This window comes from Streptomyces sp. NPDC056883 (assembly GCF_042788835.1).
GTDB classification, from domain to species: domain Bacteria; phylum Actinomycetota; class Actinomycetes; order Streptomycetales; family Streptomycetaceae; genus Streptomyces; species Streptomyces stoeckheimensis.
On the sequence record NZ_JBHUBS010000041.1, the window covers coordinates 1 to 25,172 of the forward strand.

Here is a 25,172-nt window from a genome sequence, read left to right on the forward strand (position 1 = left end):
TCAAGGAACGGACGCTTCCTTTGTACTCACCCTCTCGGGCTTTCCTCCGGGCTTTCGTTCTGTTCTGTTCTTGCGTTTCAGACTCTATCAGAGTCTGTCTCGCTTGTTTTCCGCTTTCCAGGTCATCCGCTTTCGCGTTTTCCCTTTCCGGCGAGTCCGACTCTATCAGAAGTTTTCCACCGGATTTCCCGGCTTCGGTTTCCTGAAGGAAGAGTTGGGTGTGCCCGCTTGGAATTCAATTCCTGGGGGCGAGAAAGACTTTAAACCATCACTGCCGAACTTGTCCAGTTCGAGGCAACCGTTCGAATCTACCTCCCCGCAGCCGCCGTGTCAACGGTGTTTGCGGGACGACGAGGAGACTAGCAGCTCAGCAGGCTGGTACGCACATCAGGCCGCGGTGGGGAGCGTCGCCGTCTGGTCGGCCCGTTCGACGTCGCCCACGTCGCCGGCCCGGGCCGCGCGGCCGCCCAGGACGTAGACGTAGAGCAGGAAGGCCGCCTCGGCGGCCACGCCGATGGTGATGCGGGCCCACGTGGGCAGGCCCGAGGGGGTGACGAAGCCTTCGATCAGGCCCGAGAGGAACAGGACCGCAGCCAGGCCGATGGCCATGCCGAGCGCGGCGCGACCCTGTTCGGCCAGGGCCGCTCGGCGGGTGCGGTGGCCGGGGTCGATGACCGTCCAGCCCAGGCGGAGCCCCGTACCGGCGGCTACGAAGACGGCCGTCAGTTCGAGCAGGCCGTGCGGAAGGATCAGGCCGAGGAACACGTCGAGGCGGTCGGCCGAGGACATCAGGCCGATGCCGACGCCCAGGTTCAGCATGTTCTGCCACAGGATGTACAGGACCGGCAGGCCCAGGAAGCCGCCCAGGACCAGGCAGATCGCGGCCGCCTGGGCGTTGTTCGTCCAGACCTGGGCCGCGAAGGAGGCCGCGGGGTGGCTGGAGTAGTACGTCTCGTACCCGCCGCCCGGCTTCGTCATCGCCTTCAGGTCCTCCGGGGCCCCGATCGCGTTCTGGATCTCCGGATGGGTGGCTATCCACCAGCCGACGAGCACGCCGACCGCGGTGGAGATCAGTGCCGTGGGTATCCACCAGCGGCGGGTGAGGTAGACGGCGGCCGGGAAGCCCGACGTGAAGAAGCGGGCCGCGTCGCGCCAGCCGGAGCGGCGGGTGCCCGTCACCGTGGCGCGGGCGCGGGCCACGAGCTGGGTCAGGCGGCCCGTGAGCATCGGGTCGGGGGCGCTCGACTGGACGAGGGAGAGGTGGGTGGCCGTGCGCTGGTAGAGCGCGACGAGCTCGTCGGCCTCGGCTCCCGTGAGGCGGCGGCCCCGGCCCAGGAGCTGTTCCAGGCGGGCCCACTCGGCCTGGTGGGCCGCAACGAAGACGTCGAGATCCATACGGTTGGCGCTCCCCTGCCCCTGGTCCCTACCGGTTTCTCCTACTGCTTGCTTCGTCAGCTTGGCAGACTGGAGGTCGATGGGGCGGGGCAGGTCACGTGAACGTGAAGGGGTGTGTGCGTCGGTGAGCGATCTGGTGACGGGGGACGCGGTCGTCCTGGGGCTGCGGCCGGCGAGGCTGCCGAGCCGGGCGCTGGCGATCCTGCTCGACCTGGTCGTGTACGTCGCCGGGTACTTGCTGATCTCCGTCGGGCTGGTCCTGGCCACCGCTTCGCTCGACGGGGCGGCCCGGGCGGCCGTGTCGGTGGCCTCGTTCGTCCTCGTCCTGGTCGGCGTGCCGATCGCGGTGGAGACGCTGAGCCACGGGCGGTCGCTGGGCAAGCTCGCGTGCGGGCTGCGCGTGGTGCGCGACGACGGCGGGCCGATCCGGTTCCGGCACGCGCTGGTGCGCGGGGCCTTCGGGGTCTTCGAACTGCTGATGACCCTCGGGTCGGTGGCGTGCATCGCCTCGCTGTTCTCCGAGCGCGGGCGGCGGCTCGGGGACGTGTTCGCGGGAACGCTGGTCATCCGGGAGCGGGTGCCGGGGGCGCGGGTGATGCCGGTGCCTCCGCCGCCCCCGTGGCTGGCCGGGCGGTTCGGCGGGCTGGATCTGTCCGCGGTGCCGGACGGGCTGTGGCTCGCGATCCGGCAGTACCTGACGCGCATGGACCAGCTGGATCCGCAGGTGGGGGCCTCGATGGCGGCCCGGCTCGCGGACGATCTGGTGGCGCGTACGGGGGCTCCGCCGCCGGTCGGGGTGCCCGCCGCCGCGTTCCTGATGGCCGTGGTGCACGAGCGGCAGTCGCGGGACGCCGCGCGGGCCTTCCGGCAGCAGCCGGCTCCCGGGGCGCCTCCCGTTGTGTACGGTCCGCCCGCGCCCGTGGTGATGCCGGTGGTGGCGGCGCCCGCGGTGGTGCCCGTCGCGGCGCCCGTGGCTCCCGTACCCGTACCCGTACCCGTACCCGTGGAGCCGCCGAAGGCGACCGGGTTCGCGCCGCCCGCCTGACCGGCTAGTCGGGGAAGGCCGACGGCGGGGTCTCCAGGTGTTCGAGTTCGATGCCGGGGGCCGAGAGGACCACGTCCCCGGCGATGTGGACCGTGTGGACCTCGCCCGTGTCCAGGGCGGTGACCCGGTACTCGTCGACCAGGAGCGGGCCGCTGTCCGTGGGGTGCTCCGCGCGGTCCAGGAGGGCCCAGGCCTGGTCGGTCGTACGGGCGGCCAGGACGGGGTCGGTCAGGGCGACGAGGCGGACGCGGGTGGCGGGTGCGCCGGGGGCCAGGCGCAGCAGCCGGGCCGTGGCGACGAGGAAGGCCGGGGAGGTGCCGGTGAAGCCGGCGGCCCCGGGGACGTTGCCCTCGGTGGCTTCGGCTCCGGCGGGGTCGGTGCGGACCCAGGTGATCCCGTCGATGGCGGCGCCGCGGACCTGCCAGCTGGAGGCGTTGACCTCGAGGCGGATGGGGCGGCCCAGTTCGTCGACGGCCAGGTCGACGGAGCCGCGGTGCGCACCGTCGGGCGCCGTGAGCTGGGAGACGTAGCGCCAGCCGGAGGGGCCCGGGGCGCAGTGGAAGTGCTCCTCGCCGAGGGGGGTGTGGTCGTGCGGGTCGTGCAGTGCGTAGCGGCCTCGGGGCATGGGGCGTCTTCCTGGGCTTCGGGCGGGTACGGGGCAGGCCCCCGGCACGGATGCCGGGGGCCTGACCTGACGCGTGGGTGCTGCGGATCCGTGGGGATCAGTAGCGGTAGTGGTCCGGCTTGTACGGGCCCGCGACGTCCACGCCGATGTAGGCGGCCTGCTCCGGGCGCAGGGTGGTCAGGCGGACGCCGAGGGCGTCGAGGTGGAGGCGGGCCACCTTCTCGTCGAGGTGCTTGGGGAGCACGTAGACGTCGGTGGGGTACTCCTCCGGCTTGGTGAAGAGCTCGATCTGGGCCAGGGTCTGGTCCGCGAAGGAGTTCGACATCACGAAGGACGGGTGCCCCGTGGCGTTGCCCAGGTTCAGCAGCCGGCCCTCGGACAGGACGATGAGGACCTTGCCGTCGGGGAACTTCCAGGTGTGGACCTGCGGCTTGACCTCGTCCTTGACGATGCCCTCGATCTTCGCGAGACCGGCCATGTCGATCTCGTTGTCGAAGTGGCCGATGTTGCCCACGATGGCCTGGTGCTTCATCTTGGCCATGTCGCCGGCCATGATGATGTCCTTGTTGCCGGTGGTCGTGATGAAGATGTCGGCCGTCGCGACGACGTCGTCCAGCGTGGCGACCTGGTAACCGTCCATCGCCGCCTGCAGGGCGCAGATCGGGTCGATCTCGGTGACGATGACGCGCGCGCCCTGGCCGCGGAGCGACTCGGCGCAGCCCTTGCCGACGTCGCCGTAGCCGAAGACCACGGCCGTCTTGCCGCCGATGAGGACGTCGGTGGCGCGGTTGATGCCGTCGATCAGGGAGTGGCGGCAGCCGTACTTGTTGTCGAACTTCGACTTCGTCACGGCGTCGTTCACGTTGATCGCCGGGAAGAGCAGGGTGCCCTCGGCCATCATCTCGTAGAGACGGTGGACACCGGTCGTGGTCTCCTCGGTGACGCCGCGGATCTCGGACGCGAGCTGCGTCCACTTCTGCGGGGCCTCGCCCAGGGTGCGGTTGAGGAGGGTGAGGATGTGGGCGTACTCCTCGGAGTCCGCGGTGGACGGGTCCGGGGCGGCGCCGGCCTTCTCGAACTCGACGCCCTTGTGGACGAGGAGGGTGGCGTCGCCACCGTCGTCGAGGATCATGTTCGGGCCGCCGGTGGGGGTGTTCGGCCAGGTCAGCGCCTGCTCCGTGCACCACCAGTACTCTTCCAGCGTCTCGCCCTTCCAGGCGAATACCGGGACGCCCTGCGGGTTGTCCACGGTGCCGTTCGGGCCCACCGCGATGGCGGCGGCCGCGTGGTCCTGGGTGGAGAAGATGTTGCAGGAGGCCCAGCGGACGTCGGCGCCGAGGGCGACGAGGGTCTCGATGAGGACGGCGGTCTGCACGGTCATGTGCAGGGAGCCGGTGACGCGGGCGCCGGCGAGCGGCTGGGTGGCCGCGTACTCCCGACGGATCGACATCAGACCCGGCATCTCGTGCTCGGCGAGGGTGATCTCCTTGCGGCCGAAGACGGCGAGGGAGAGGTCCGCGACCTTGAAGTCGGTGAAAGCGGCAGTCATGGGTGTGCTGCTCCTCGTGCTGTAGAGAGGTTGGGTACGGCTGAGCAGTGCACCGTCCGTGGGACGACGCACGTGGCGCTCAGTCCGTCGGGGGTCCTCTCTCCCCTCGGCCGGTCTCGAAGACCGCCCGACCGCCATCAGCAGCGACGCCTGACACTGGTGACGAATCTACACCGATCGGCGGAGCGCGGCCCAGGGGACTTGAGATCAAGTCGCCGCTGGAGTTCGGGGCCTACGGCGAAGAATTCAGGGCCTTTCGGACTTTTGATCCACCTCTTACATGCGCGACGATGCCGGTGGGTCGGGTTGTACGCGCGATCCCGGCAGGACAACGCATGTGTCGTGAGGAGATTCCAGTGACCAGTCCGGCAGGCCCTCCCGAAGGCGGGGACGCGAGCGGGCGGAAGCCCGTGAAGATCGTCGCCGTTACCGCGTGCCCCACCGGGATCGCGCACACGTACATGGCCGCGGAGAAGCTCCAGCAGGCCGGCGACCGGCTCGGGATCTCCATCAAGGTGGAGACCCAAGGCTCGATCGGTGCCGAGAACGTGCTCTCTGACAACGATGTCAGGGAAGCGGACGCCGTCATCATCGCCGCCGACAAGGAAGTCGACCTCGACCGGTTCGCCGGAAAGCGCGTGCTGTCCACGGGCGTCGCGGACGGCATCCACAAGCCGGAGGAGCTGATCCGGCGCGCGCAGGGCGCGCCGGTGCAGGCCGGAACCTCGGCGGCGGCGGGCGGTGGCGCCGGTGGCGGCGGCGGTGGCCACCAGCGCAGTCAGGCCTACAAGGCGCTGATGAACGGCGTCTCCCACATGATCCCGTTCGTGGTCGTGGGCGGTCTGCTGCTGGCCATCTCCCTGTCCCTCGGCGGGCACGCCGACGCCAAGGGCGGGCTGGTCATTCCCGACGGGACCTTCTGGTTCTACGTCAACAAGCTCGGCGTGACCGGCTTCTCGCTGATGCTGCCGATCTTCTCCGGCTACATCGCCTACGCGCTGGGCGACCGGCCGGCCCTCGTACCCGGCATGATCGGCGGTTTCCTCGCCGCGGACGCCGTGCACATCTACGGGGCCGATGCGAACGCCGGCTTCCTGGGTGCCATCGCGACGGGCTTCCTCGCGGGCTATCTGGTCATGTGGATCAAGAAGGTCAAGGTCCCCAAGGTCATCCAGCCGATCATGCCGATCATCGTGATCCCGATCGTGTCGACGGTGGCCCTGGGCTTGTTCTACATCTACGTGATCGGGCAGCCGATCTCCTGGGTCTTCACGCACCTGACCAGTTGGCTGAACGGGATGACCGGCTCCAGCGCGATCGTGCTGGGCACCATCATCGGCCTGATGATCGCCTTCGACATGGGCGGTCCGGTCAACAAGACCGCCTTCCTCGTCGCGGTCGGCCTCATCGGCACCAACAACCACGTCATGGGCATGGCCGCCGCGGCCATCCCCGTCATGCCGCTCGGCCAGGGTCTGGCCACGCTGCTGCGCCGCAAGCTCTACAGCGACGAGGAGAAGGAGACCGGGCTCGCCGCCCTGTTCATGGGCTTCTTCGGCATCTCCGAAGGAGCGATCCCCTTCGCCGCGGCCCGGCCCGCCCAGGTCATCCCCGCGAACATGCTCGGTGGCGCGGTGGCCGGTGCGATCGCCGGTGTGGCCGGGGTCCAGGACTCGGTGCCGCACGGCGGTCCGATCGTCTCGCTGTTCGGTGCGATCAGCGGCGTCGCGATGTTCTTCGTGGCCATCGCGGCCGGTGCGGTCGTGACCGCGCTGACGACCAACGCGCTGATCGAGTTCAAGCTCCGCCGGGAGGGCGTGACCGGCGGCGGGTCCGCGGTCCTCTCCCCGGAGCCGGTCCTGGTCGGCGCGGGCGCCCCCGTGGGCGCCGGTACGGGTGCGGGCGGCGGCACGGCCACGGGCGTCGGGACGGCCGTACGGGCGCAGCCCGCGGCCGCGGCCCCGGTGGCCGCGAGCGGTCCCCCGGAGGTGCTGTCCGGGTACCTCACCGAGCGGACCGTGAAGACGGAGCTGGCCTCGGGCTCCAAGGAGGCGGCGATCCGCGAGATGGCGGAGATGCTGGCCACGACCGGCAACGTCACCGACGTGGACGAGCTCGTACGGGTCGCCCTGGCCCGGGAGGCGCAGGGTACGACCGGCCTCGGCGAGTCCATCGCCATCCCGCACGCCAAGACGGACGCGGTGACCCGCCCGACGGTGGGCTTCGCCCGGTCCGACGAGGGCATCGAGTGGGGTGCGCTGGACGGGACGAAGGCCCGGCTGGTCTTCATGATCTCCGTACCGGAGGCCGCGGCCGGGGACGAGCACCTGCGGATCCTGGCGCTGCTGTCGCGGAAGCTGATGGACACCGGTTTCCGCGAGCGCCTCCAGGCCGCCCCCGGCAAGGCCGAGATCCTGGACGTGCTGCGCGAGATCCAGTAGCCGCGCCGCTCCTGCGCACACCCCTCGGGCCCCGTACTCCACCTCGGTGGTACGGGGCCCGAGGGCGCTGCGTACGCTTCCCGGTCCGGACACGGTGGTGTGGGGAGAGGGGACGGGCATGGGACGGGAAGGGCGCGGGCCGGGACGGCGGAGGGGGATCTGGGCGGTGGTCCTGGTCGTGCTCGGCTCGGTGTTCCTGGTGGGGGGAACCGTGGTGGTCGTCGTGCTCGGGGGCGACACCTACAGCAAAAGGTCGATCCCCTCGGAATCGATGGCGCCGACGTACGACCGCGGGGACCAGGTGTGGATCGAGCAGGCAGGGCCGGCGCGGGTACGGCGGGGGGACCCCGTGCTCGTCACGCCGCCGCCCGCCTGGCAGACCGGCGGGGACGTCCTCAAGCGGATCATCGCCGTCGGCGGCGACCGCATCTCCTGGTCCGCGGGCGATGCGGCACTGAAACTGAACGGGCAGCCGCTCCCCGAGCCCTACCTCAAGCACCCCGGGGTTCCGGCGGCGGCGCCCTTCGACGTCACGGTGCCCGAGGGGCGGATCTTCGTGATGGGCGACCACCGCACGAACTCGTTCGACTCGCACCTGAGGACCAGCGACGGGAACCACGGAACGCTCCCGCTCTCGGCCGTGCGGGGAGTCCCCGTCGCGACGCCGACGGCGGTGGTGACCGCGGCGACGGTCTGCGTCGCGGGCCTCCCCCTCTTCCTCGTCGGCGGCGGGCTCGGCGTCGCCGCGCTGGTGGCCCGGCGCCGGGCGGCGAAGGCCGCGCCGGGACCCGGCCACGCCGCCTGGGCGTACGGGACTCCGGCCGGCTGACGCCCGCTGCGGGACGCGCGGAGGCCCCCCTGCGGGAGCGCAGGGGGCCTCTTCAGCCTCTTCGTGCCGGGCGCGGGGGTCAGTGGCCCGGGTTGGTGCCCTTCGCGGCGGCCTCGGCGTTGTAGATGTCCGGCTCCAGGTAGATCACGCGGGCGATCGGGACGGCCGCGCGGATGCGGGCCTCGGCGGCGTTGATGGCGTTGGCCACCTCCGTCGCGGTGTCGTCGCTCTGGACGGAGATCTTCGCGGCGACCAGGAGCTCCTCGGGGCCGAGGTGCAGGGTGCGCATGTGGATGATGCCGGTGACCACGTCACCGTCGACGACGGCCGCCTTGATCTTCTCGACGTCCTCCGTGCCTGCGGCCTCGCCGAGCAGCAGGGACTTGGTCTCGGCGGCGAGCACGACGGCGATGATGATGAGCAGGACGCCGATGCACAGGGTGCCGATGCCGTCCCAGACGCCGTTGCCGGTCAGCAGGGCGATGCCGACGCCCGCGAGGGCGAGGACGAGGCCGATGAGGGCGCCGAGGTCTTCGAGGAGGACCACGGGGAGCTCGGGGGCCTTGGCGCGCTTGATGAACTGGCCCCAGGTGAGGCTGCCGCGGATCTCGTTCGACTCCTTGATCGCGGTGCGGAAGGAGAAGGACTCCGCGATGATCGCGAAGAGGAGGACGCCGACCGGCCAGTACCAGTGCGTGATCTCGTGCGGGTCGTGGATCTTCTCGTAGCCCTCGTAGATGGCGAACATGCCACCGACGGTGAACAGCACGATGGAGACCAGGAAGGCGTAGATGTAGCGCTCGCGCCCGTACCCGAAGGGGTGTTGCGGAGTCGCCTCGCGCTGGGCCTTCTTGCCGCCCAGGAGGAGCAGGCCCTGGTTTCCGGAGTCCGCCAGCGAGTGGACGCTTTCCGCGAGCATCGACGACGAGCCGCTGAAGACGAAGGCCACGAACTTGGCTACCGCGATGGCCAGATTGGCGGCGAGTGCCGCCACGATCGCCTTGGTACCGCCCGACGCACTCATGGTTGCGATGTATCCCTTCCTCGGTGCGGCGCCCCGGGCCGGGACGCCGCGCTACGGCCGCAGATTCTCACAGCCACCGAGAGGGACGGTACGTCAGACCACCACGGTGGCTCGGAAGACGGTGCCGGTTCCGGACAGTTCGACCTTTTCGCCGGCCGGTACGAAGACCGATTCGCCGGGAGACAGCGCGAGTTCGCCGGACTTCGGGGAGTTCACCCTCGGGGAGCCGGCCGTGCACAGCAGGATCTGCGCGGTGCCGTCGGGGAGCACCCGGGGGGCGCCGCCGGCGGCCAGGACGAAGCGGGAGAGCCGGAACTCGTCGATGGGGGTCTCGTAGACCTCCTCGCCGTTGCCCTCCGGGCGCAGGATGCCGGGGTCGCCGGGCTCGAAGAGGGTGACCTTCAGCAGCTCCGGCACGTCGACGTGCTTGGGGGTGAGCCCGCAGCGCAGGACGTTGTCGGAGTTGGCCATGAGTTCGACGCCGAGGCCGTCGAGGTAGGCGTGCGGGATGCCGGCGCCGAGGAACATGGCTTCGCCGGGCTGGAGTTGTACGTGGTTGAGGAGCATCGCGGCGATGACGCCCGGGTCGCCCGGGTAGTGGTGGACGAGTCCGGCGTACGGGGCGTACGCGCCTCCGAGCCGCTCGGCGGCGGCAGCGGCCTCGGTGACCGTACGGGCCATCTCGGCGCGGTCGGCGGTCAGGACGGCGGTGAGCACCTCGCGCAGGGCCGCCTCCTCGGGGTGTGCCCGCAGGAGGTCGGCGTAGGGCTTCAGGGAGTTGACGCCGAGGCCCTCCAGCAGGGCGGCGGCCTCCAGCGGCGGGCGGAATCCGGACAGGCCCTCGAAGGGGGTGAGGGCGCAGACCAGCTCGGGCTTGTGGTTGGCGTCCTTGTAGTTGCGGTGCGGTGCGTCGATCGGGACGCCCCGGCGCTCCTCGTCCTCGAACCCGGCCTTCGCCTGGGCGAGATCGGGGTGGACCTGGAGGGAGAGCGGGGCTCCGGCGGCGAGGACCTTGAAGAGGAAGGGGAGCCTGGGGCCGAACTTGCGGACGGCGGCGATTCCCAGTTCGCCTTCGGGGTCGGCCGCGATGACGTCCGAGAGGGCCCTCTCGCCTGCTCCGCGGTCGAGGCGGGAGGGGGCGCCGGGGTGGGCGCCCATCCACATCTCGGCCTGGGGTTCGCCGGTGGGGGCGACTCCGATGAGTTCGGGGATCGCGGTCGTCGATCCCCAGGCGTAGGGGCGGATCGTGTTCGTGAGGCGGTCCATCGGTCGTCTTCCTGGGTGAGAGGCGCGCGCGTGCTGCGCCTCAGCTGTGTCCCCCGGAGGCCAACGCCAGGTAGGCGGTGGCGAAATCCGTGACGGCGAGGAGTTCGGCGAGCTGTTCCAGCTCGGTGCCCTCCTCCGGTGCGAGCTCGCTGATGGCCGTGTCGTGGCTGAGGGCGAGCTCGCGGGCGGCAGGGGCGGCTGTCAGTCCGCCTGCGGGCCGGTCGCGCAACAGGACGATGCGTGCGCGAAGGGCCTGCGGTTCTTCCACTCGGTCGCGGAAGAAGTCGTCGGGGTCGGCGCCGGCGGCGAAGTCGCCGGAGAGCAGGACCCCGTGGGCCGGGAGGGCCTCGGGAAGGTCGGCGGCGAGTGCGGGCCGGCCGGCGAGTTCGGCGAGGGTGGCGGCGAAGCGGCGCCCGGCGGGTCCGGCGGCGGCGCCCTCGCTCCAGATGAGCGGGAGGGAGTCGGCGAGCTCGGCGGCGAGGGTCTTGGCCGGGTTGGAGTAGGTGGCGATGGCGGGACCGCAGCGCTCGGCCGTGCGGTCGAGGCGGTCGGCGACGAGCTGCAGGGTGTGCGGGGCGGCGGTGATCAGGCCGACCCGGTCGAGGAGCACCAGCAGCGGGGTCAGCAGGGCCCAGAGGGCGCCGGGGCCGGCCGCGGCCGACTCGTCGTACTCCTGGTACGGGGCCTTGGCCATCGGTACGAGGAGCCCGTGCGCGCCGTCCACCGCTTCGCTCAGCGGCGAGCGCTCGGGGGCGACGGCGACGACGGTGGAGCCGCGCCGGTAGGCCTGCTCGGCGAGGACCGCGAGGCCGGGCTCGGTCCCGTCGGTGGTGGCGATGAGCAGCAGGTCGACGGGGCCGGCCCAGCCGGGCAGGGTCCAGCGCAGGGCCCCGGCGGCGTGCGCGACGCCGGTCGGGTGCAGCCGGATGACGGGCGCGGAGGCTCCGGCGAGGGCGCCGAGCAGGTCGGCGACCCCGGTGGCGGCGGTGCCGGGCCCGGCGATGAGGACCGCGCGGGGGCGGCCGTCGGGTCGCAGCTCGCCGAGGCCGGCCTCGGCGGCGTGCCGGGCCGCGGTGCGGACCCGTGCGCCCGCGTCGGCGGCGCCGCGGAGCAGGCCGCGGCGGTCGGCGCGGGCGAGATCGTCAGGTGCGTCGAGGAGTGACTCGTCGAGCATGGCGGCCTCCGGCTGTGTCTGTGACGGAACCTGTGTGGGTCGGAACCAGTCTCGGCGCTTGCGCGGGGTGGCGGTAGGAGGCTCAGGCGGGACGGCGTGCCTCGTCGACGAGGAGCACCGGGATGCCGTCGCGGACCGGGTAGGCGAGACCGCAGTCCTGGCTTCCGGTGCAGATCAGCTCGGGGGCCTCCGCGTCGGCCGACTTGTCCTCGAGGGGCGAGTGGCAGGCGGGGCAGGCGAGGATCTCCAGGAGGCCGGCTTCGAGCGGCATGTGCGGTTCCCTTCGGGGATGCGGATGTGGCCTGGTCAGCGTACCGCCGAGTTTCCTCCGGTGACGGGTGGAGGCGTACCTCGGGTGGCCGGTGGAGGAGGGCTCGGCGGTACGGCGGACATCAGGTGCGGCGGCGCTGCCGGGGCTCCGCCCCGGGCCCCGCGCCTCAAACGCCGGCGGGGCTGATTTTGCCGCCGCCATGCGGACGGCCGGGGTGTGCGCCACAGGCGGCGCGCCCCGGCCGTCAGTGGTATTACGCGCGGATCAGCGCCAGGACCTCGTCGCGGACCTTGGCGAGGGTCGCCTCGTCGCGGGCTTCCACGTTCAGGCGGAGCAGGGGCTCCGTGTTGGAGGCGCGGACGTTGAACCACCAGTCCTCGGCGGTCGCGGTGAGGCCGTCCAGTTCGTCCAGGGTGACGCCCTCGACGGCTCCGTAGGTCTCCTTGACGGCGGCGAGGCGGGCGGCCTGGTCGGCGACGGTCGAGTTGATCTCGCCGGAGCCCGCGTAGCGGTCGTAGGAGGAGACGAGGCCCGAGAGGGGGCCGTCCTGGCCGCCGAGGGCCGCCAGGACGTGGAGCGCGGCGAGCATGCCGGTGTCCGCGTTCCAGAAGTCCTTGAAGTAGTAGTGCGCCGAGTGCTCGCCGCCGAAGATGGCGCCCGACTTGGCCATCTCCTCCTTGATGAAGGAGTGGCCGACGCGGGTGCGGACCGGGGTGCCGCCGTTCTCGCGGACGACCTCGGGCACGGACCAGGAGGTGATCAGGTTGTGGATCACGGTGCCGGTGCCGCCGTTGCGGGCCAGTTCGCGGGCCGCGACCAGGGCGGTGATGGCGGACGGGGAGACGCCCTCGCCCCGCTCGTCGACGATGAAGCAGCGGTCGGCGTCGCCGTCGAAGGCGATGCCGAGGTCGGCGCCCTCGGACAGCACGCGGGCCTGGAGGTCGACGATGTTCTTCGGGTCGAGGGGGTTGGCCTCGTGGTTGGGGAAGGTCCCGTCCAGTTCGAAGTACATGGGGACCACGTCGAGGGGCAGTCCGGCGAAGACGGTGGGGACGGTGTGGCCGCCCATGCCGTTGCCCGCGTCGACGACGACCTTGAGGGGGCGGATGGCGGTGAGGTCCACCAGGCCCTTGAGGTGGTCGGCGTAGCCGGTGAGGGTGTCCTGCTCGGTGACGGTGCCCGGGACGGTGCCGGCGGGGATCGCCGGGGCGCCCTCGTCGCTCCACTTCTCGGCGAGCTCGCGGATCGTGGAGAGGCCGGTGTCCTGGCCGACCGGGGCGGCGCCGGCCCGGCAGAGCTTGATGCCGTTGTACTGCGCCGGGTTGTGCGAGGCGGTGAACATCGCGCCGGGCAGGTCCAGCTTGCCGGAGGCGTAGTACAGCTGGTCGGTGGAGCACAGCCCGATGAGGGTGACGTCGACGCCGCGGGCGGCAGCGCCGCGGGCGAAGGCGGCGGACAGGGCCGGGGAGGAGGGCCGCATGTCGTGGCCGATGACGATCGCCGAGGCGCCGGTGACCTCGACGAAGGCGGCCCCGAACAGTTCGGCCAGGTGCTCGTCCCACTCGTCCGGCACGACGCCTCGTACGTCGTACGCCTTGACGATGTTCGAAAGATCGGTGGCCACTGCCTGCCCTCCGTAAGGTGATGTGCGGTGGGGCAAACCTACCGTGGACGCAGTGCGGCTTTTCAGATCGAGTGAATGTCAGGAGTCCGGCGAACGCAGGACGCGCAGGTGTCCGCGGCGGGTCTCCCCGGGGGTGGAACCGCCCTGACCAGCGCCGCCCGCTCCGGCCGCGCGCTCCGGCGGGCGGGCCGCCTCGCGGACGGCATTGGCGAGGGCTTCGAGGTCGTCACCCGTGGGACGCGAGGGCGCGGACCCGTCGGTGAGGCGTACGACGTCCCAGCCGCGCGGGGCGGTCAGGCGCTCCGAGTGCTCGGCGCAGAGGTCGTAGCAGTGGGGTTCGGCGTAGGTGGCGAGCGGGCCGAGAACTGCGGTCGAATCGGCGTAGACGTACGTCAGAGTCGCGACGGCAGGGCGGCCGCACGCGGTGCGCGAACAGCGACGTACAAGGCTCACGACGTTGGACGGTACCGCACTCTTGACCGGGCCGCGACGACTCGCCCCCCGGCCGCTCCCCCGTGTCGTCCGAACTCCCCCGCCCCGGCGTGGATGTGCGGGCTACCCTGCGGGGGTGACGGACAGCACTCTGCCTCCCCCTCCCGCTCCCCCGACCGCCTCCCTGCCGGGCGGGTCCCCCGCCGGTGAGCCACGGGTGCGGCGGCGCGATCGGCACGGGCGCGGGATGCGCGGGCCGGTGGCCCCTCCGCAGGTGCCGCTGTCGGCGAGCCGGGGGGAGCTCTTCGGGGACCTCGTACGGGACTCCGTGGAGCGGCTGGAACGGCGTTGGCCGCAGCTGGCCGAGGTGGAGTTCATGATCGGCGACGTGCCGGGGCCGCCGGGTGGCTCGGACACCGGCTGGAACGACGAGGCGGTGCAGCTCGGGGCGCTCGTGGAGGCCGGGGGTGGGCGGGCGGCGCGGATCGTGGTGTTCCGGCGGCCCGTGGAGATTCGGGCGAAGTCGCGGGATGAGCGGGCGATGCTGGTGCACGAGATCGTGGTGGAGCAGGTCGCGGAGTTGTTGGGGCTGTCGCCCGAGACGGTGGATCCGCGGTACGGGTCGGACTAGGCGGGCCCGGCCCGCGTCGGGCCTGGCCGGCTGCGTCGGCTCTGCCCGGCCGTGTCGTTCCGGCCCCCGGTGCGGGCCTGCCCCGCGGCGGTGGTGCGGGGAGGCGGGCCCTGCGGGGCTGTCCCCTACCCGCCCTTCCACCGTTCCCCGGGCGCTGCCCGGACCCGCGCCTCAAACGCCGGCGGGGCTGGGTGTGGCTCCGGGCGCTGCCCGGAGCCGTCAAGCCCCGGGCTGCGCCCGGACCCCTGGGGCTCCGCCCCAGACCCCGGTCCTCAAACGCCGGACGGCTGGAACAGCCCAACCGGCGCGGAGCTACTGGGTCAGGACCGAGAGGTCCTGGGTGGCCTTGGGGACCGAGACCGTGGAGTGGTCGTCCGAGAGGGTTTGGGTGGTGAACATCGGGATGCCGTCGCGCGGGATCGTCAGGGTGCGGGACGCGTGGACGGGGCCGCCCGAGATGGTTTCCACCGTGAGGGCGTAGGCGCCCTTGCCGCCCGCCGGGGCGAGGGTCAGGGTCTGTGTGGTGCCGCCCTTGACCGTGACCTCCTGGGAGGCGGGTTCGCCGCCGTCCGTGCCCGGTGAGGCCGTCACCTTGACCGTGGCGTCGGCTCCGGGCGGCGCCGTCAGGGACAGCAAGGTGGCGTTCTCCTCCGGGCGGTTGTCCGCGATGGTCGCCCGCGTGCCCACGGGGGCGGCGGCCTGGATGAAGCCGGTCTCCTGCTTGGCTCCGCTGCCGCGGACCACCCGGAGGGCGGCGACCACCGGGACGACGGGCTTCTTCTCGTCGGCCGGGGACAGGACGAGGGAGCCCGGCTCGCCGCGGGTGACGTCCTTGAGGTCGACGCTCGCGGTCATGCCGGCCTTGACGTGGAGCTGCTCGCTGCCCGCGGGGCTGATCGAGCCGCTCGGCCCGGCCAGCTTCACCTTGAGGTCCGCGTCCTCGTCGCCGGGGGCGAAGGCGACCAGCCGTACGGAGGTGGCGTCCGCCGGGATGCCGGGCAGGACCAGGGTCCCCGCCGGGTCCACGGAGGCGGGCAGCCAGTCGGAGCCGACGCCTTCCTCGCCCGCCTGGGCGGTGGCCCCGACCCGGCCCGCGCGGGTGGTCACGTGGGCGGTGACGTCCGCGAGCTGGGCGCCGGGGGCGAGGGAGGCCAGGGAGATGGCCTTGCTGGACTTCGGGTCGATGCGGATGTTCTCGCTGGTGCCCGCTTCGGCCTTGACCACGCCGTCCGGGCCGAACAGCTTGATGTCCACCACGGCCGCGGTGTCGTCCGGGTTGGTGAGGTGGACGTAGTCCTCGCGGCCCTTCGCGGTGCTCACGCCGGGGAACCAGAAGTCGGTGCCGGGCGGGGTGCAGCCGACGCCGAGCAGGCCGCGGGTGCGGCCGACCGAGACCACGGTGGTCTGCTGCGCGCTCCAGCCGGGGGCGAGGATGCCGTCGGCGACGCCGCTGAGCGCGGGGGCCTCGGCGCCGGAGGCCTTGGCGCCCACGGGCTTGCCGGGCTCCTTGAGTTCCAGGACGGGCTTGGCTTCCTTGGTCGCGCCCAGGAGCCGGGCCGTGCCGGTGCCGCCCGCGGCGGCCGCGCCGGGGGTGATCGCCGTGTACAGGGTCTCGGCGATGTCGGAGGTGCTGGGGGCGGGGCACACCAGCAGGGACCGCTCGACCGGCATCCGGGCCGCCGGCTTGCCCGCCGCGGCGGCCGAGGCCCCGCCGGCGGCGGGTGCGGTGAGGGTGGCGAGGCCGGTGACGGCGGCCAGTGCGGCCGTGACGGCGGCGAGCGTGAGGGGTACGCGCTGCTTCACTGCTGGGGGCTCCCGTCCGGACGCGGGGCGTGCTGCCCGTCGTGCTCGCTGTCGTGCCGGCCGTAGGGGTCGTAACCGGTCTGGGGATCGGGCTGCTGCTGGTACGGCATGTACGGCTGCTCGTACTGCTGATCGGGCTGGTACGGCTGCTCGTACGGGGTGCCCGGGTGGCCGGTGTACTGCTGCTGCTCGTACCCGTACTGGTCGTACTGCTGTGGCTGCTGCTGCTCCTGGCCGCCGTAGGCGTAGCCGCTCTGGTCTCCGTACGCCGGCTGCTGGTAGGCGTACGCGTCGTCGCCGTACACCGGCTGCGCCGGGATCTGCGCGTACGGGTCGGCCGCGACGGCCGCCTCGGCGGGGGCGGAATCGGACTGCGGTTCCTGCTCGGACTGCTCGCGCAGGCGGCGGGCCCGGCGGCCTTCGCCGGCCTCCTCGGCTGCGGGGGCCTCCTCCTCGGGGAGGTCGTCGTCGAGGCGGGCGCGGCGGCCGGGGAGGGCCATCACGAGGAGCACGAGGGCGAGCAGGCCCTGGACCCCGTGCCAGGCGGTCCGGGTGAGGGCGTCTTCGTGGACGAGGTCGAGCTCGCCGGCGTCCGCCGGGAGTTCGAAGCCCTGGGCCCAGCCGTCGAGCGTCTTGGCCTTGAGCGGCTTGCCGTCGAGGGTGGCCTGCCAGCCGGGGTCGGCCTGGTCGGCGATCCGCAGGACGCGTCCGGCCTCGCCCGCCGGGATCTTGGTGTGCGCCTCGACGGGGCCGGAGGCGACGGGGATGGGCGCCTCTCCGGGCTTGCCGGAGACGATGACGGCGCGGGCGACCTGCCGGTCGACGCGCCACAGGGCGCTGCCTTCGAGCTTGCTGAGGCGGCTGAGGCCGGGGGTGGCGTCCAGGACGCGGCCGATCTCCTGGGGGGCGCCGTCGCGGACCAGGACGTAGCGGATGGCGAAGCCGCCGAGCTGGTCGGTCTGGTCGGCGCCGGAGCCGGCGACGAGGCTGGAGACCACCTTGTCGAGGCGGGCGTCGCTGCCGGCCCGGGCGGCGAGTTCGGAGTCGCCGAGGCGGCCGCCGGAACCGCGGACCAGGCTGTACGAGAGGGCGGCCGGGGAGTCCGCGCCGATGACGAGGGTGCGGGCCTGGTCGCGGGTGCCGCTCTCCTCGGCGACGAAGGCCGGGACCTGGACGGGGTCGCGGCGCTCCAGCGGTCCGGCGGCTCCGCTGAGCATCCAGCCGGCCGCGCCGGCGAGCGGGCCGACGGCGGCGGCGAGCGCGATCAGGGCGGCGAGGGGCTGGCGCCAGCCGAAGCTGCGGGCGGCGACGCGTTCCTTGGCCCCGTCGGCGCCGATGACGGCGGCGGCCAGCAGGGCGAGTCCGTAGACGAGGGTGGCGGGGCCCGCCCAGGTGGTGCGGTTGACGAGGACGGCGAGGACCAGCGCGGCGAGCGCGGCGGCCCAGGCGGTGCGTACGGCGAACTGCCGGTCGGCGCGCAGCAGGGCGGCCAGGGCGGCGAGGACGACGCCGAGGAGGATCAGGCCGCCCGCGGTGCGGGGGCCGCCGGGGCTGATGCCGAGCAGGTCCAGGGCGGTGGCCGAGCCGGCTCCGTAGGGCAGTCCGGCCTCGCGCAGGAAGTTCCCGGGGTGGGTGAGCAGGCTCAGCGACCAGGGGGCGAGGACGAGGAGGGGGACGCCGAGCACCGCGAGGAGGCGGGGTCCGTACGTCTTCCAGCGCGCGCGGCGCATGACCAGCGCGGCGACGCCGAGGAGGGCGGCGAGCGGCCAGACGACGGGGGTGAAGGCGGTGGCCAGGGTCAGCAGGAGGGTGTAGGTCCAGGCGGAGCGCCAGCTGCCCTCCCCTTCGCCGAAGCCGAAGGCGGTGACGGCGGAGCGGGCGATGAGCGGGAGCAGGATCGCGAGGACGGCGGTGCCGAGGCGGCCGCCGGCGAGGGCTCCGGTGACGGCGGGGAGGAAGGCGTAGGCGACGGCGGCCCAGGCGCGCAGCAGCCGGGATTCCACCAGCGGCCGGGAGGCGAAGTAGGCGGTGAGTCCGGCGAGCGGGACCGAGCAGACGAGCAGCAGGGTCAGGGCGGCGTTGGTGGAGCCGAGGAGCAGGGTGGAGAGGGCGCCGAGGACGGCGAGGTAGGGCGGTGCTCCTGCGGTGGTGCCGGTGCCGACGGGCTGCCAGTCGTCGCCGTAGACGCGCCAGAGGTCGAGTCCGCCGCCGGGGGCGGGGAGCAGGGCTCCGCCCATGAGGGAGCCGCCGCCGAGGAGGGAGCGGCAGGCGATGACGGAGACGAGCAGGAGGAGGGCGAACAGGACGGGCGCGGGCTTGCGGGCGATCCGCTTGAGCCGCGCGAACTGTTCGATCTCCAGGTAGTCGGCGTCGTCTCCGCCGGGTCCCGATTCGACGGCTCCGCCGTGCCGTCCGGCGGCGCTGCTCTCGGCGTCGCCGTCGGCGCCGAAGTAGCCGGCGAGCTGTTCGGCGTTGGCGCGCAGGCTGGCGCCGGGCGGCGGGAAGAGGGGGCGCAGTTCCTTGGCGGGGACGGCCGGGCGGCCCCTGCGGCGGCGGGCTCCGAGGATCCGGCCGGGGCGGAGCAGGGTGGCGAGGAGGCCGGTGATCTCGTCGACGGCCTGTCCGGGGGCCTTGCCGACGAGGTAGGCGAGGGCGCGCAGGACGGTGCCGAAGAGGATGCGCAGCAGGACGTACGGGAGGGCGCGGCCGGGGCTGTTGGCCAGCATCGTGTAGACGGCGCCGGCCTTGTCGACGCGGTGCGGGCTGGCGGCGGAGCGGCCCACGCAGTCGACGGTGCGGCGTTCGCGGGCGGAGGCCTCGGCGTGCCGCAGGACGGCGTCGGGGGCGATGAGGACGGTGTGGCCGGCGCTCTGGACGCGCCAGCACAGGTCGACGTCGTCGCGCATGAGGGGCAGCCGGCGGTCGAAGCCGCCGAGGGCGTCGTACACCTCGCGGCGGATCAGCATGCCGGCGCTGGAGACGGAGAGGACGGGCTGGACCTGGTCGTGCTGGCCCTGGTCCTGTTCGCGCCGGTCGAGGCCGGTCCAGCGGCGGCCGCTGCGGGCGATGGTGACGCCGACTTCGAGGAGCTGCTTCTTGTCGTACCAGCCGCGCAGCTTGGGGCCGATGACGGCGGCGTCGGGGTTCTCGTCGGCGACGCGCAGCAGTTCGGCGAGGGCGTCGGGCTCGGGTGCGCAGTCGTCGTGGAGCAGCCAGAGCCACTGGACGGGTTCGCCGTGGGGCAGGTCGGGGAGGTCGTACGTGTCGTCGCGCCAGGTGCGGCTGACGGGGTCCCAGCCGGAGGGGCGCTTGAGGTACGGGAGTTCCTCGGGGGTCAGGGTGCCGGCGGAGCGGGCGGCTTCGTCGACGGCGGCCCCGAAGCCGGTGCGGCGGGCGAGGTGCAGGACCCGGTCCTCGCCGAGGGCTTCGCCGAGCAGGCGCGCGGAGTCGTCGGCGCTGCCGGTGTCGGCGGCGATGTGGCTCTGGGCGGGGCGTTCCTGGCCGAGGAGTCCGGCGAGGGTCCGGGGCAGCCAGCGGGCGCCGTCGTGGGCGACGAGGACCGCGGTGACGACGTGCCGGGGGAACTGTGGTGCGGCGGCAGCCTGGTGGGAGGCGCTCGACTGGCTGTGCAGGGACATCGCGGTACGGGCCCTCCGGCCGGGGGTCCGGGGGTGGTGTGCCCTCGGAGGCTGCTGGACAGCGCCCCACCCTAACGGCTGGGAACACAGCGGTCCGCCTCCTGCGGGGAAGGTGCAGGAGGCGGACCGTTTGCTCTGCTCGTTGCCGTGCGGGTCGTGCCGTTCGTCGTGGTGCGTTTTGTGCCGGTGCGTGCACTTCGGCCGCTGCCGTGCGTGAGGCCGGGTGCACAGGCGGCTATGCCGTCGGGTCTGTCGCCGGACATGCCGTCGGGTCTGCCGCTGGATATGTCGCCGGATATGTCGTGGGCCGTACCGCGGGCCCTGCCGTGGGCGCCGTTCGGTGCGCGCCGTGGGCGCTTCAGACGGCGGCCTTCTTCAGGCGTCGCCGCTCGCGCTCGGACAGGCCGCCCCAGATGCCGAATCGCTCGTCGTTGGCAAGGGCGTACTCAAGGCATTCGGAGCGGACTTCGCAGGCGAGGCAGACCTTCTTGGCCTCGCGGGTCGAGCCGCCCTTCTCGGGAAAGAAGGACTCGGGGTCGGTCTGGGCGCAGAGAGCTCGCTCCTGCCATCCGAGCTCTTCGTCCGCCTCCTCGACCAGCAGTTCCTGAACCAGCTCGGTCATGTGCGCCCCTCGCTCTGTCTGTGCGTCCCCGTGGTCATGCCGTCACTCATCGCTACGTAACGACACGAGTGAAATTACAAGTGCGGGGCTCCAGCGCAGTCAAGCCGAGATCTGCTATTGGGCCCCTTATTCACTCTGCGGAACCAAGCCTATGCAGAAAGTGTTCATATCGCCAAAAATCGTGACACATGCCACACGTGTCACATGCGGGACTCCCTCCCCCGTAGTCGACGCGTCACTCTGTGGTGGGGTTCCGATCCGGCCGAAGAAGCGGCGTAGATCACATTTCAGCCACAGAGCGACATCGCACTGCTTTACGGGTTTGAGAGCCGTCGCAGCGGCTGCAGCTCGACTCGCAGCGCCACATCCCCTGACACCGACTGCACAAACCTTTCTCCGGGCACCGTAACCGGATGAGGTGAAACTTTTCTATCAAATCGGACATTGGGTTGACAGTCCGGCCTCCTACCCGTTCTTCTTGTACGCATGTCAGCGCCCTCAGCAGCCACCCGGACCCCCATTCGTGGGTTCCTGTGCGCTGCCCAGGTTCGCTGTTGCTGTTGCAGCTGTTGATGCCTCGGGAGCCCCGCCTCCCCTGAGCTCCAGCTCGCCCCCCACAGCAACCGCCGCATGACTGACATCCGTCGAGGAACCCCCCGATGAACAGCACCAGCACCCTGAACGCCACCCCCGCCGCCGCAGCCCCCACCGCCCCGGCGCCCGTCGAGAGCGACCTCCAGATCGCCGGCGACATCCTCTCCGTCCAGCACCTCCTGCAGCCCGCCCGCGAGCACCCGGCCACCGTCGCCGAGTTCGTGGGCCTCGCGCGTTCCATCGCCGCCGACCGCTCCGAGTGGGAGCACCTGGTCCGGTACGACGCCACGACCCGCTGGTACCACCGGCTGCGCACCGGCCCCGGCTACGAGGTCTGGCTCCTCAGCTGGGTCCCCGGCCAGGGCAGCGGCCTGCACGACCACGGCGACTCCTCGGGCGTGCTGACCGTCCTGGACGGGGAGCTCACCGAGCACACCGCCCGCGGCCCGCTCACCCTCAGTGCCGGCTCCCAGCGCGTCTTCGCCCCCGGCTACGCCCACGAGGTGCAGAACGACAGCCTCGACGGGGCCGTCAGCCTGCACGTGTACTTCCCCGGCCTGACCGAGATGCCGATGCACAGCTGCTCGCCGGCCAAGCCCGAGGCCCTCTCCGTCTGATCCCGGACGCCGCCTGACAGACTGCGCAGCATGCGCATTGTTGTTCTGGCCGGCGGCATCGGCGGCGCCCGTTTCCTCCGAGGTCTCCAGTCCGCGGTTCCCGACGCGGACATCACGGTCATCGGCAACACCGGTGACGACATTCACCTGTTCGGGCTCAAGGTCTGCCCCGATCTGGACACCGTGATGTACACCCTCGGCGGTGGCATCAACGAGGACCAGGGCTGGGGCCGGACCGACGAGTCCTTCACCGTCAAGGAGGAACTCGCGGCGTACGGGGTCGGACCCACCTGGTTCGGCCTCGGCGACCGCGACTTCGCCACCCACATCGTCCGTACGCAGATGCTCGGTGCGGGCTACCCGCTCAGCGCCGTCACCGAGGCCCTCTGCGACCGCTGGCAGCCCGGCGTCCGGCTGCTCCCCATGTCCGACGACCGGGTCGAGACCCACGTCGCGATCACCGAACCCGGCACCGGCGAGCGCCGCGTCATCCACTTCCAGGAGTACTGGGTCCGCATGCGTGCCGCGGTGGACGCCGAGGCCGTCGTACCCGTGGGTGCCGAGCAGGCCAAGCCCGCGCCCGGCGTCCTGGAGGCCATCGCGGCCGCCGACGTGATCCTCTTCCCGCCGTCCAACCCCGTGGTGTCGGTGGGGACCATCCTCGCCGTTCCCGGCATCCGCGAGGCCGTGGCCGCCGCCGGGGCGCCCGTCGTGGGGCTCTCCCCCATCGTCGGGGGCGCCCCCGTGCGCGGGATGGCCGACAAGGTGCTCGCCGCCGTCGGCGTCGAGTCCACCGCCGCGGCCGTCGCCCTGCACTACGGCACCGAACTGCTCGACGGCTGGCTCGTCGACACCGCCGACGCCCAGGCCGTCACCGAGGTGGAGGCCGCCGGCATCACCTGCCGGGCGGTCCCGCTGATGATGACCGACCTGGCCGCCACCGCGGAGATGGCGCGGGCCGCGCTGGAACTGGCGGAGGCCTCCCGGTGACCGCCCCGCACGGGCCCTCGTACGAGGTCCGGGCACTCGGCGGGATCCCGGAGGTGCGGCCGGGCGACGACCTGGCGGCGCTGATCGCGGCCGCCGGACCGGAGCTGCGGGACGGCGACGTCCTGCTCGTCACCTCGAAGATCGTCTCCAAGGCGGAGGGCCGGATCGTCCGTGCCGATTCGCGCGAGGAGGCGATAGACGCCGAGACCGTACGGGTCGTCGCGCGCCGCGGGACGCTGCGGATCGTGGAGAACCGGCAGGGCCTGGTCATGGCGGCGGCCGGGGTCGACGCCTCGAACACCGAGGCCGGCACCGTCCTGCTGCTGCCCGAGGACCCCGACGCCTCGGCCGCCGCGATCCGGGCCGGGCTGCGGGAGCTGCTGTCCGTGGACGTGGGCGTCATCGTGACGGACACCTTCGGGCGGCCGTGGCGCACCGGGCTCACCGACGTGGCGATCGGCGCCGCCGGCGTACGGGTCCTGGACGACCTGCGCGGGGGCACCGACGCCCACGGGAACCCGCTGAGCGCGACGGTCGTCGCGACCGCCGACGAGCTGGCCGCCGCCGGGGACCTGGTCAAGGGCAAGGCGGAGGGCCTGCCGGTGGCGGTGGTGCGCGGGCTGGCCCACGTACTGGGCGAGGGCTCCTCGGGGGCCGACCTGGTGCGCTCCCCGGCCGACGACATGTTCCGGCTGGGCACCTCGGAGGCGGTACGGGAAGCCGTGACGCAGCGGCGTACCGTACGGGCCTTCACGTCCGAGCCGGTGGACCCCGGCGCGGTCCGGCGCGCGGTGGCGGCGGCCGTGACGGCCCCGGCACCGCACCACACGACGCCGTGGCGGTTCGTCCTGCTGGAATCGGCGGGCGCGCGGCTGGAGCTGCTGGACGCGATGCGGGACGCCTGGGTCGAGGACCTGCGGCGGGACGGGAAGTCCGAGGAGTCGATCGCGAAGCGGGTCCGGCGGGGCGACGTCCTGCGGGCCGCCCCCTACCTGGTGGTGCCCTGCCTGGTCACGGACGGCGCGCACGACTACGGGCACGCGCGGAGGGACGCGGCGGAGCGGGAGATGTTCGTCGTGGCGATGGGCGCGGGCGTGCAGAACTTCCTGGTCGCGCTGGCCGGGGAACGGCTGGGCTCCGCGTGGGTGTCCTCGACGATGTTCTGCCGGGACGTGGTGCGCAAGGTGCTCGGGCTGCCGGAGGACTGGGACCCGATGGGTGCGGTGGCCGTCGGGCACGCCGCGGTCGCTCCGGCGGAGCGGGCGGGGCGGGCGGCGGAGGAGTTCATCGAGGTCCGCTGAGGTCGGCGGAGGCCTGCTGAGGTCCCGCTAGAGCCTGCCGATGTCCCCCCGGGGCATTCGGGGGGCGCGGCGGGGCGGGGCGGCGCCCGCCAGGAGGACGAGGCGGGCCGCTCGGTGGCGCTGGCCGGCGTAGGGGGCGAGGAGCTCCAGCATGGCGGCGTCGTCGGCGTCCCGGTCCCCGGCCAGGGCGTAGCCGATGATGCCGGGCAGGTGGAGGTCGCCGATGGTGACCGCGTCGGCGGCGCCGTTGCTGCGCTGGAGGGTTTCGGAGGAGGTCCACGGGCCGATGCCGGGGATCGCCTCCAGGCGGGCGGTGGCCGCGGGCAGGTCCATCGCGGCGGCCTCTTCGAGGCGGGCGGCGAAGCGGGCTGCGCGGACGATGGTGGCGGAGCGTTTGGCGTCGACTCCGGCCTTGTGCCAGTCCCAGGAGGGGATGAGCGCCCAGGTGCGGGGGTCGGGCATGACGTAGAGGTCCGGGGCTGGGGCCTGACCCGGAGTCTGGCCCGGGCCCGTGCCCGGAGCCGGCTCGCCGTGCTGGCGTACGAGGCGGCGCCAGGCGCGGTACGCCTCGTCGGCGGTGACCTTCTGTTCCAGGACCGTCGGGATCAAGGACTCCAGGACCAGGCCGGTACGGGTCAGGCGCAGGCCGGGGCGGCGGCGGTGGCTCGCGTGCACGAGCTTGTGGCGGGGGACGAAGGCGGCGGGATCGTCGTCGGCGCCGAGCAGTTCCGGCAGACCGTCGAGGATCCAGTCGGCGCCCGGGCCCCAGGCGGTGGCGGTCACCCCGGGCCCGGCCCCGTCCTGCGCGACCCGGAGCGTGGCCGGGCCGGCGGGGGTCCGGGTGGCTCGCCAGACCGTGCCGGGGGTGATGCGGAAGGTGGGGTCGGCGGGGCCGCGCCTGAGGGGGCCGAGGACCAGGCCCAGGTCCAGGGGGCCGGGTGGGGTCCAGGTGCGGGTGCGGGGGCCTGGGCCGGCGGCTGTTTTGGGGGGTGTGCCCGTGCCTGGGCCGGGGGGTGTGACCGTGCCGGGGCCGGGGGCATTGCCCGTGCCGGGGGGTGGGGGCGTGCCTGTCGTCAGGGGCGGGGGCACGGTGGTGCGGCCGCCGCGGATCGCGGTGCGGGTGAGGGGGTCGTAGCGGCCGGCCATGCCTTGAGCGTAGCCCTGCGGGGCTGTCCCCTACCCGCCCTTCCACCGTTCCCAGGGCCAGCCCTGACCCGGTCCTCAAGCGCCGGACGGGCTGGGAAGGGGTACCGGGCTGCGCCCGGACCCCTCGGGGCTCCGCCCCGGACCCCGGTCCTCAA

General features: G+C 72.8%; 20 protein-coding genes. 7 read left to right on the forward strand and 13 right to left on the reverse strand.

What is annotated here, in order from left to right; translation table 11 throughout:
• Positions 1-387: 387 nt before the first annotated feature.
• Complete coding sequence (locus tag ACFRU2_RS41875) at positions 388-1,395, reverse strand: stage II sporulation protein M (protein ID WP_382981564.1); 1,008 nt, start codon at positions 1,393-1,395, stop codon at positions 388-390.
• 124 nt (positions 1,396-1,519) lie between these two features.
• Here ACFRU2_RS41875 and ACFRU2_RS41880 point away from each other — a divergent pair, with 124 nt between their 5' ends.
• Positions 1,520-2,440 (forward strand): RDD family protein, encoded by a 921-nt coding sequence (locus ACFRU2_RS41880; protein WP_382981565.1) that lies wholly within the window; start codon positions 1,520-1,522, stop codon positions 2,438-2,440.
• A 4-nt stretch (positions 2,441-2,444) separates the two neighbouring features.
• On the opposite strand, the gene ACFRU2_RS41885 is transcribed toward ACFRU2_RS41880, so the two are convergent.
• Complete coding sequence (locus ACFRU2_RS41885) at positions 2,445-3,065, reverse strand: hypothetical protein (RefSeq protein ID WP_274552979.1); 621 nt, start codon at positions 3,063-3,065, stop codon at positions 2,445-2,447.
• A 97-nt stretch (positions 3,066-3,162) separates the two neighbouring features.
• Positions 3,163-4,614, reverse strand: coding sequence for an adenosylhomocysteinase (ahcY, locus tag ACFRU2_RS41890; RefSeq protein WP_382981566.1), 1,452 nt, complete (start codon positions 4,612-4,614; stop codon positions 3,163-3,165).
• Positions 4,615-4,970: 356 nt separating this feature from the next.
• Between ahcY and ACFRU2_RS41895 the strand changes: the two genes are divergently transcribed.
• Both ACFRU2_RS41895 and lepB read left to right on the forward strand, forming a co-directional pair.
• Positions 4,971-7,055, forward strand: a complete 2,085-nt coding sequence (locus ACFRU2_RS41895) for a fructose-specific PTS transporter subunit EIIC (RefSeq protein ID WP_382981567.1) — start codon at positions 4,971-4,973, stop codon at positions 7,053-7,055.
• A 118-nt stretch (positions 7,056-7,173) separates the two neighbouring features.
• A complete protein-coding gene (gene lepB / locus ACFRU2_RS41900; protein WP_382981568.1) occupies positions 7,174-7,884 on the forward strand; it encodes a signal peptidase I in 711 nt (236 codons plus the stop codon).
• A gap of 79 nt (positions 7,885-7,963) precedes the next feature.
• Here lepB and ACFRU2_RS41905 read toward each other — a convergent pair whose 3' ends face one another.
• The 6 genes from ACFRU2_RS41905 to ACFRU2_RS41930 form a co-directional block, all read right to left on the reverse strand.
• Complete coding sequence (locus ACFRU2_RS41905) at positions 7,964-8,908, reverse strand: cation diffusion facilitator family transporter (protein ID WP_382981569.1); 945 nt, start codon at positions 8,906-8,908, stop codon at positions 7,964-7,966.
• A gap of 93 nt (positions 8,909-9,001) precedes the next feature.
• On the reverse strand, positions 9,002-10,174 hold the full coding sequence (gene manA / locus ACFRU2_RS41910) for a mannose-6-phosphate isomerase, class I (protein WP_382981570.1): 1,173 nt from the start codon (positions 10,172-10,174) through the stop codon (positions 9,002-9,004).
• A 40-nt stretch (positions 10,175-10,214) separates the two neighbouring features.
• The gene (locus tag ACFRU2_RS41915) at positions 10,215-11,348 is read right to left on the reverse strand and encodes an SIS domain-containing protein (RefSeq protein WP_382981571.1); all 1,134 of its coding nucleotides are present in this window, start codon (positions 11,346-11,348) and stop codon (positions 10,215-10,217) included.
• A gap of 82 nt (positions 11,349-11,430) precedes the next feature.
• Positions 11,431-11,619: a Trm112 family protein gene (locus ACFRU2_RS41920; RefSeq protein WP_382981572.1), complete on the reverse strand. Its 189-nt coding sequence runs from the start codon at positions 11,617-11,619 to the stop codon at positions 11,431-11,433.
• Between the two features lie 253 nt (positions 11,620-11,872).
• On the reverse strand, positions 11,873-13,243 hold the full coding sequence (locus ACFRU2_RS41925; RefSeq protein ID WP_382981573.1) for a phosphomannomutase/phosphoglucomutase: 1,371 nt from the start codon (positions 13,241-13,243) through the stop codon (positions 11,873-11,875).
• A 78-nt stretch (positions 13,244-13,321) separates the two neighbouring features.
• Complete coding sequence (locus ACFRU2_RS41930; protein ID WP_274552987.1) at positions 13,322-13,696, reverse strand: DUF3499 domain-containing protein; 375 nt, start codon at positions 13,694-13,696, stop codon at positions 13,322-13,324.
• Positions 13,697-13,811: 115 nt separating this feature from the next.
• Here ACFRU2_RS41930 and ACFRU2_RS41935 point away from each other — a divergent pair, with 115 nt between their 5' ends.
• Positions 13,812-14,306 (forward strand): metallopeptidase family protein, encoded by a 495-nt coding sequence (locus ACFRU2_RS41935; protein WP_382981574.1) that lies wholly within the window; start codon positions 13,812-13,814, stop codon positions 14,304-14,306.
• Positions 14,307-14,618: 312 nt separating this feature from the next.
• On the opposite strand, the gene ACFRU2_RS41940 is transcribed toward ACFRU2_RS41935, so the two are convergent.
• The 3 genes from ACFRU2_RS41940 to ACFRU2_RS41950 all read right to left on the reverse strand — a co-directional run bounded on the left by ACFRU2_RS41940 (position 14,619) and on the right by ACFRU2_RS41950 (position 20,369).
• Positions 14,619-16,109 (reverse strand): DUF5719 family protein, encoded by a 1,491-nt coding sequence (locus tag ACFRU2_RS41940; RefSeq protein WP_382981575.1) that lies wholly within the window; start codon positions 16,107-16,109, stop codon positions 14,619-14,621.
• A complete protein-coding gene (locus ACFRU2_RS41945) occupies positions 16,106-19,747 on the reverse strand; it encodes a glycosyltransferase (RefSeq protein WP_382981576.1) in 3,642 nt (1,213 codons plus the stop codon). The genes ACFRU2_RS41940 and ACFRU2_RS41945 overlap by 4 nt, the downstream gene beginning before the upstream one ends.
• A gap of 358 nt (positions 19,748-20,105) precedes the next feature.
• Positions 20,106-20,369, reverse strand: coding sequence for a WhiB family transcriptional regulator (locus ACFRU2_RS41950; RefSeq protein ID WP_112450237.1), 264 nt, complete (start codon positions 20,367-20,369; stop codon positions 20,106-20,108).
• 659 nt (positions 20,370-21,028) lie between these two features.
• Here ACFRU2_RS41950 and ACFRU2_RS41955 point away from each other — a divergent pair.
• From ACFRU2_RS41955 to ACFRU2_RS41965, 3 genes are read left to right on the forward strand one after another with little or no spacing between them, the layout of a single operon-like run.
• A complete protein-coding gene (locus ACFRU2_RS41955; protein WP_382981577.1) occupies positions 21,029-21,580 on the forward strand; it encodes a cysteine dioxygenase in 552 nt (183 codons plus the stop codon).
• Between the two features lie 30 nt (positions 21,581-21,610).
• A complete protein-coding gene (gene cofD, locus ACFRU2_RS41960) occupies positions 21,611-22,570 on the forward strand; it encodes a 2-phospho-L-lactate transferase (RefSeq protein WP_382981578.1) in 960 nt (319 codons plus the stop codon).
• On the forward strand, positions 22,567-23,871 hold the full coding sequence (locus ACFRU2_RS41965; RefSeq protein ID WP_382981579.1) for a coenzyme F420-0:L-glutamate ligase: 1,305 nt from the start codon (positions 22,567-22,569) through the stop codon (positions 23,869-23,871). The genes cofD and ACFRU2_RS41965 overlap by 4 nt, the downstream gene beginning before the upstream one ends.
• Before the next feature lie 27 nt (positions 23,872-23,898).
• Here ACFRU2_RS41965 and ACFRU2_RS41970 read toward each other — a convergent pair whose 3' ends face one another.
• Entirely contained in the window at positions 23,899-25,017 is a 1,119-nt protein-coding gene (locus ACFRU2_RS41970) for a DNA-3-methyladenine glycosylase family protein (RefSeq protein ID WP_382981580.1), read from the reverse strand.
• Between the last annotated feature and the right edge of the window lie 155 nt (positions 25,018-25,172).